The 6,945-nt window shown below is 71.5% G+C and carries 5 protein-coding genes; 2 read left to right on the plus strand and 3 right to left on the minus strand.

Annotated elements, in window-relative coordinates:
- Positions 1 to 1,336, plus strand: a 1,336-nt coding sequence (locus GSF22_RS28295; protein WP_208816798.1) for an outer membrane protein assembly factor BamB family protein, incomplete at its 5' end; no start/stop codon positions are given.
- Between the two features lie 80 nt (positions 1,337 to 1,416).
- Here the strand turns inward: GSF22_RS28295 and GSF22_RS28300 are convergent.
- Positions 1,417 to 2,736 (minus strand): exo-beta-N-acetylmuramidase NamZ family protein, encoded by a 1,320-nt coding sequence (locus GSF22_RS28300; protein WP_244454282.1) that lies wholly within the window; start codon positions 2,734 to 2,736, stop codon positions 1,417 to 1,419.
- A 123-nt stretch (positions 2,737 to 2,859) separates the two neighbouring features.
- On the opposite strand from GSF22_RS28300, the gene GSF22_RS28305 reads away from it, so the two are divergent.
- Positions 2,860 to 3,468: a GNAT family N-acetyltransferase gene (locus GSF22_RS28305; protein WP_307804400.1), complete on the plus strand. Its 609-nt coding sequence runs from the start codon at positions 2,860 to 2,862 to the stop codon at positions 3,466 to 3,468.
- 54 nt (positions 3,469 to 3,522) lie between these two features.
- On the opposite strand, the gene GSF22_RS28310 is transcribed toward GSF22_RS28305, so the two are convergent.
- Together GSF22_RS28310 and GSF22_RS28315 are read right to left on the minus strand one after the other, a co-directional pair.
- Complete coding sequence (locus GSF22_RS28310; RefSeq protein WP_208816800.1) at positions 3,523 to 4,377, minus strand: aldo/keto reductase; 855 nt, start codon at positions 4,375 to 4,377, stop codon at positions 3,523 to 3,525.
- A 368-nt stretch (positions 4,378 to 4,745) separates the two neighbouring features.
- Positions 4,746 to 6,945: glycogen debranching protein (locus tag GSF22_RS28315; RefSeq protein ID WP_208816802.1), on the minus strand; the 2,200-nt coding region annotated here is incomplete at its 5' end.

A 6,945-nucleotide genomic window follows, 5' to 3' on the forward strand; every position in this document is an offset into this window, starting at 1 on the left:
GCTCATGACGGGGGTGTTCCGGTGGCGCCGGGTGGCCGTGATGGTGACCGGGTTGACCCTGATGGCAGGGGTCGGTGCCTGCGACGGTCTGGCTCCACCGGACCAGGATCCGTGGCTGGGCGGGGTGTCCCGCGAGGGGCCGGCCGCCGCCTGGACCGTCCAGGTGGCCACCGGCGGGCACCAGGTCGCCGTGCTGGGTGACGTGGTGGTGGTCACCGACGAGGGGACGCTGCTCGGCCTCGACCTGACCACGGGTCGGGAGCGGTGGCGGCGGGACGTCACCGGGGAGTACAGGATCAGCGTGGCCGGCGGTCTGGTCGCCCAGCAGACCACGGACGGCCCGCTGGAGGTGGTCGATCCGGCGACCGGCGCGACCCGCTGGCGCGACGACCGGCCGGGCTGGCGGCACGTCGTCCGGCAGGAGGCGGTGTACGCCGACGACTGCGCGGTCCGGCGGGAGGCGGAGCAGCCGGGTTGTGTCGTCGAGGCGCGGGCGTTGGCGGACGGGGCCGTCCGGTGGACGCTGCCCGCCACGGTCAGCGGGGTCCGGGACGATCGGATCGGCACCCGGGAACCCGTCGCGCCGGCCTCCGGGAAGTACCTGCTCGCCGGTATCGGCGACCGCGGCGCGCCGTTCGGGGCGGTCGACACCCGGACGGGCCGACCGCTGAAGGGGCGCATCGGCGTGCGCGGCTGGTACGCGTTCGTGGTCGGCGACGTGCTCGTCTCTACCGACCACGACCCGCCCCGGGGCGACCGGCGGTGCACGGTGACGGTCACCGGGGTGGCCGCCGCCGACGGTGCCGCCCGCTGGTCCGGGGCAATCTACAGTGGTCGGCGCGCCGACAACGAGTGCGCGAAGACGTTGGCCGACCGGGAGAACGGCGCGGCCCTGATCGGTACCGGTTCCCGGGTGGCCGCGGTCACCGAGGGCGGCCGGCCGCAGCTGGTCGACCTGGCCACCGGGGACACCGTCTGGACCGCCGACGGACCGGGCGCTCCGATCGACGGGTACGGGACCGCGCTGCTGGTCCGGCAGTTCGCCGACCAGGGACCGTTCCGGCTGCTCGACGTCGAGTCCGGCCGGGAGCGCTGGACGGTACCCGACACCGGGCTGCCCGGCACCTCGGCGAGCTGGGCGTCGGCGGTGACCGGCGGCCTGGTCGCGGTCAGCGGCGCCACCGGCGACCGCCCGTTCGTGCTGGTCCACGAGGTCGACAGTGGGAAGCAACTCGGCCGTTTTCCCAGTTGGCTCGCCGGGGCGGGCGACGACTGGGTGGCGGTCACCCGGGGCACCGGGGTGCGGGAGTTGACCCTCGAGTTCGTCCGGTTCTGACCGGCCCGGTCCGGGTGGGCGGCGCCGAGCGGCCCCGCCCACCCGGACCGGGCCGAGCGGCCCCGCCCACCCGGGACCGGTCAGTAGAGCAGGTACGGCTGGCGCTGCCGGTCGAACGCCGCCAACTCGTCGGACCAGGCGCCGACCACGTCGGCCACGTCCGCCCCCGCGTCGATCATCGTGCGCAGCCGGGGCGACCCGGTGAGCTTGTCGATCCAGTACGGCCGGACGGTGTCCCAGGCGTCCTGCCGCCAGGCGAACGCCGGGTACTTCCGGGCCTCCACCAGCATGGCGACGGCCGTCCGGATCGGGTCGAAGGCGGACCGGTCGACGATCTTCACCTCGACGCCCGCGCAGAGCTTGTTGAGCAGGGCCGGCTTCTGCCCGGCGGCGGTCGGTGAGAAGTACGCCTCCCGGAACTCCACGCCCGGCAGGTCGCGGGCGTTGAGCCGATCCCCCCAGTGGTAGTCGAACTCGGTAGCCAACCCGCCGATCAGTTCGAACGGGCGGCAGGTGCCGCGTCCCTCGGTGATCGAGGCGACCCCCTCGAACAGGCAGGTGCCCGGGTAGACCAGGGCGGTGTCGGGGGTGGGCATGTTCGGGCTGGGCAGCACCCACGGTAGGTCGGTGTCGGCGGCCAGCAGATCGCGTTTCCAGTTCCGGCACTGCACCACGTGCAGTTCGACCGGGCCGCCCGCGTCGGCGGACAGGAATTCGGCGTTGAAGAACCGGGCCAGCTCGCCGACGGTCATGCCGTGCTGCTGGACGATCTCCTTCAACCCGACGCCCGAGGTGTAGCCCGGGGTCATCATCGGCCCGTACGCCCGACCGCCGACCGGGTTCGGCCGGTCGAGGACGACGTAGCGCAGGCCGACCCGGGCCGCGGCGACCATCGAGGTGTACATCGTCCAGATGTAGGTGTAGAAACGGGCACCCACGTCCTGGATGTCGAAGACCACGGTCTCCACCCCGGACCGGGTGTACATCGACTCCCACCTGGCCTGGGTGGCGCCGTACGCGTCGTACACCGTGATGCCGGTGCGGGCGTCGACTCCCGTGCCCTCGCTGCCGCCGGCCTGCGCCGACCCCCGGAAACCGTGCTCCGGACCGAAGGCGGCGACCACCTGCACGCTGCCGGAGCCGTGCATCAGGTCGACCAGGTGCCGATACGCGGAGTCCACCCCGGTCGGGTTGGAGATCACCCCGACCCGTTGCCCACGCAGCTCGGCGAAGTCGGTGCGGACCAGTGCGTCCAGGCCGGTCCCGACCCGCCGCACCCCCGGCTCCGGGTCGGGGACGCTGCCGGGCGGGGCGGCGAGGGCGGGCGCGCCGACGGCGGTGGTGGCGAGCGCGCCGGCGGTGACCGCCCCGGCACCGGTGAGGAAGGTTCTGCGTTCCAAGGGGATGCCTCCCGGGTCAGCCCAGATCCGACCCCTGAAAGTTAGCTACAGCATCCTATTCGGTCAAGGAAAGTTAGCTACAACTGCGCGTCGTCGGCGGTCCCGGATGGCTAGGGTCGCTCTGTGCGCATCGGCTCCGCAGGCATGGATCAGGGCGGGATCGACGGTGGCAGCATCAGCCGGCCGCCGGTCCGCATCGACCCCTGGTGCCCCGACGACCTCGACCTGCTGCGCCGGATCAACATCCCGGAGATGAAGCGGCACCTCGGCGGACCGGAGACCGCCGACCAGGTGCTCGCCCGGCACGAACGGTACGTCGGCTTCTCAGCCACCGGCCAGGGCTGCATGTACCGGGTCGTCCTGCTGCCCGGACCCACCCCAGCCGTCGGCGACGACGCACACGGGGCTGGGATTGTGGAGAAGGTGGGCAGTGTCGGGTACTTCGAGAAGGTCTGGCACGACGAGACGATCTACGAGCTGGGCTGGGCGATCCTCCCGCCGTACCAGGGCAGAGGGCTGGCCACCGCCGCGGTGCGGGCGGCGCTCGACGCGGCCCGTACCCGGCGGATCCACCGGTGGGCCCACGCCTTTCCCTCGGTGGACAATCCGGCGTCGAACGCGGTCTGCCGTCGCACCGGCTTCGAACTGGTCGGTGAGACCGACTTCGAGTTCCCGAAGGGACGACTGATGCGTTCCCACGACTGGCGCATCGACCTGACCGCAGGCGTGTAAGGAAGGGCCCCTTCTTATCGTTTCCGGTATAGGAAGGGCCCCTTCCTAACACCCTCAGTCGGGTACGTAGTCGAAGGTGTCCGGATTCGGGCCCTGCCGACCGGCCCCGCCCCGGTCCAGGTTGGTGATCCGTTCCATCGCCGTGTCGTCCAGTTCGAAGTCGAAGATCCGGAAGTTCTCCTCGATCCGCTCCGGCGTGTTCGACTTCGGGAAGACGATGTCGCCGCGCTGGACGTGCCAGCGGAGCACGACCTGGGCCTGGGTACGGCCCACCTGCTCGGCGATGTCCACGATGGTGGGGTCGCCGAGTACCCTGCCCTGTGCGATCGGCGACCACGCCTCGGTCGGGATGCCGTGCCTGTGGCCGTACGCCCGGACCTCCTCGTTGCCGAAGTACGGGTGCACCTCGATCTGGTTGACCGCCGGTACCGTCTCCGTCTCGGTGGCCAGTCGCTCCAGATGGGCCACCTGGAAGTTCGACACGCCGACCGACCGGGCCCGCCCGTCCCGCTGGAACTCCTCCAGCGTGCGCCAGGTCGAGACGAAGTCGCCGTCGTACCGGGTGGGCAGCGGCCAGTGGATCAGGAACAGGTCGACGTAGTCCGATCCCAGCGCGGTCAGCGTGGACTCGAAGGCGCGCCGGGCGTCCTCCGGCCGGTGGTACCCGTTGTTGAGTTTGCTGGTGATGAAGACCTCGGACCGGTCGAGTCCGGAGGTCCGTACCGCTTCGCCGACCTCGGCCTCGTTGCCGTACATCTGGGCGGTGTCGACGTGCCGGTAACCGACCTCCAACGCCTTGCGTACGGCGGCCACGGTGTCCCTCGGTTCGACCTGGTAGACCCCGAAGCCGAGCTGCGGGATGGTGTTTCCGTCGTTGAGCGGGACGTCGGGAATCGCACTGCCGGCCATTGCACTCCTCGTTCCTCGTCGTGGGGCACCGGGTTGTCGGGCACCGGGTTCCGGTCACGTTTCCGCAGTTCCGTCCATGCCCACCGGGGGTGGTACCCGTCGACCGGCTTCCCGTACCCCCGGACGGGAGGCCAGCACGACAGTTCCGGGGGTGATCCACGCGACGCCGGCCGGGCGGACGGGGCACGGGCCCGGGAACGAGGTCGGTACCTTGTCCCCGCGCCGAACCGTTGGTCACTGCCCGCGTCCTGCGCACCGTCGACCACCGCGCCGTCCGGCTAGGGCTGTTTCATCCGACTAGGGGTGGCTTATCCGGCTAATGGTGTTTCCTCCGGTAAGGGCTGCGCTGTCCGGCCATCCTTACCTGGCTAGCGGGCGACGAGGAGGAGGACGGCGCGGGGGCGGAGCAGGTAGCCGGTGCCCTGACCGCCGATCGGCGCCTCGGTGCCCGGGGCGGCGACCTGGTTGGCCCCCTCGGCCCAGTTCGAGGTGTCGGTGACCCGGTACCACTGCTTCCCGGCCGGCGGTGCGGGCAGCACGAAGTTCACGTCTCCGGACCAGCCGTTGTACCCGACGTAGAGGGCGGCGGCCGGGTCACCGAACTCGGTACCGTCGATCCGCCAGGCCAGGGCGTGGTTTCCGGCGTTGCCCCAGTAGCCGGCGTCCGGGGCGGTACCGGCCGGGGTGTGCCAGGACAGTTGGGGCAGCCCGTTGCCGTTGCCGTCGGTGTCCCGGTAGAAGTCGACCGGGCGCAGGGCCGGGTGGGCGCGGCGGAACGCCGCCAGCCGGGCGGTGAAGGTGTGGTAGTTCTGCTGGTCGGTGTCGGGGCTCCAGCCCAGCCAGTTCGCCGACGAGTCCAGGTTGTACGGGTTGTTGTTGCAGCGTAGCCCGCGCAGGTACTCGTCGCCGCCGGTGATCATCGGGGTGCCGGCGGAGAGCAGCAGGAGGGCCTGCCCGGTGCGCGCCGCCCGGCGCTGGTCGGCCGCGATCCCACCCTGGTCCCAGGAGATGTTGTCGTCGCTGCCGCCGTCGCTCGGCCCGTACGGCCACGGCTGGGTGTTGTTCTTGCCGTTGCAGGCGTACAGGTCGCGCAGGGTGAACCCGTCGTGGGCGACCACGAAGTTGACCGAGTTCCACGGTCGGCGCCCGTCGTCGCCGTACAGGTCGGAGGAGCCGGCGAACCGGGTGGCGAGCAGGCCCGGGGTGACCGGGTCGACGCCGAGCTTGTTCTGGTCGCGGCGCAGCGTGTCGCGGTACTGGCCGTTCCACTCCGACCAGCCGGCCGGGAAGTTGCCGACCTGGTAGGTGCCGGTGCCGAGGGCCCACGGCTCGGCGATCCAGTCCACCCCGGCGCCGCCGCCGGCCGGTCGGGGGGCCATCTCCCGGGTGATCCGGTTCAACGCGGTACCCGGGTCGGTCCGGCTGAAGGCGAAGCAGCCGTGCTGGCAGGTGTTGCCGAGGACCGACGCCAGGTCGTGCCGGAAGCCGTCCACCCCGAGGGTGTCCTTCCAGTACGCCAGCGAGTCGACGATCAGGTCCTGGGCCGCCGGGTGGTAGGTGTTGTAGTTGCCGCCGACCCCGGTGTTGTCCCAGGAGCGTTGCCGGTCGGCGGTCAGCGAGTAGTAGCTGGGGTTGTCCAGCCCGCGCCAGGACCAGATGTCGTACCGGCCGCCGTCGTACTCGCCGTCCTCCCCGGTGTGGTTGTAGACCACGTCCAGCAGGACCTTGATGCCCGCGTCGTGGAACGCCTTCACCATCTGCTGGAACTCGCGGGTCGGCCCGCCGGGGGTGCGGTCGTAGGCGTACCGGCGGTCCGGGGCGAACCAGTTCAGGGTCATGTAGCCCCAGTAGTTGTCCCCGGCGGTGCCGGTCGGGTCGACGTCGTTGGTGTCGTTCTGGGTCTCCTGCACCGGCAGGAACTCCACCGCGGTCACCCCGAGCGAGGCCAGGTATGCGGCCTTCAGCGCGGCGCCCCGGTAGGTGCCCCGGTAGGCGGCCGGCACCGCCGGGTCGTTCATGGTGAGGCCACGGACGTGCACCTCGTACACGATGTCGTCCTTGAGCGCCCGGGCCGGGCGGGTGCCGACGTCCGCGGTGGGCGTGGTGAGCACGGCACCCTTGGGCGCGTGCGGGCCGCTGTCCCGGTCGCGGTACGTCGGACCGGAGGCGTAGACGGTGCGGTCGGTCATCCCGGGGCGCAGCGGGTCGTGGCTGATCTCCCGGGCGTACGGGTCGACGAGGAGCTTGTTGGGGTTGAACCGGTTCCCGGCGGAGTCGACGTCGCTGACGAAGCCGGCCGACGAGCCCGGTGTCCAGGACGCGTGGTACGGCCAGTTCGGTCCCCAGGCCCGGTAGCCGTACCAGACGGTGCCGGTGATGCCGTACGTGTCGCGCAGGGTGGCCACACTCACCGTCCGGCTGAACAGGTCGGTGCTCTCCTCGGTCAGCACGTAGCTGGCCCGTTCCGCCGCGCCGGTGGGACTGGCGTAGAGGTGGACCGCGATCCGGGTGGCGGCCACGGAGTGGACCCGGAAGGTGATGTTCGTGCCGGTGGCGTCGTACCGGGCG

Source organism: Micromonospora echinofusca, assembly GCF_017614955.1.
In the GTDB taxonomy this organism is placed as follows: Bacteria; Actinomycetota; Actinomycetes; order Mycobacteriales; family Micromonosporaceae; genus Micromonospora; species Micromonospora echinofusca_A.

Excerpts from the sequence above, each read along its gene's own strand:
- GSF22_RS28310 (WP_208816800.1), bottom strand. The coding sequence starts at position 4,377 with ATGGCCGGCAGTGCGATTCCCGACGTCCCGCTCAACGACGGAAACACC.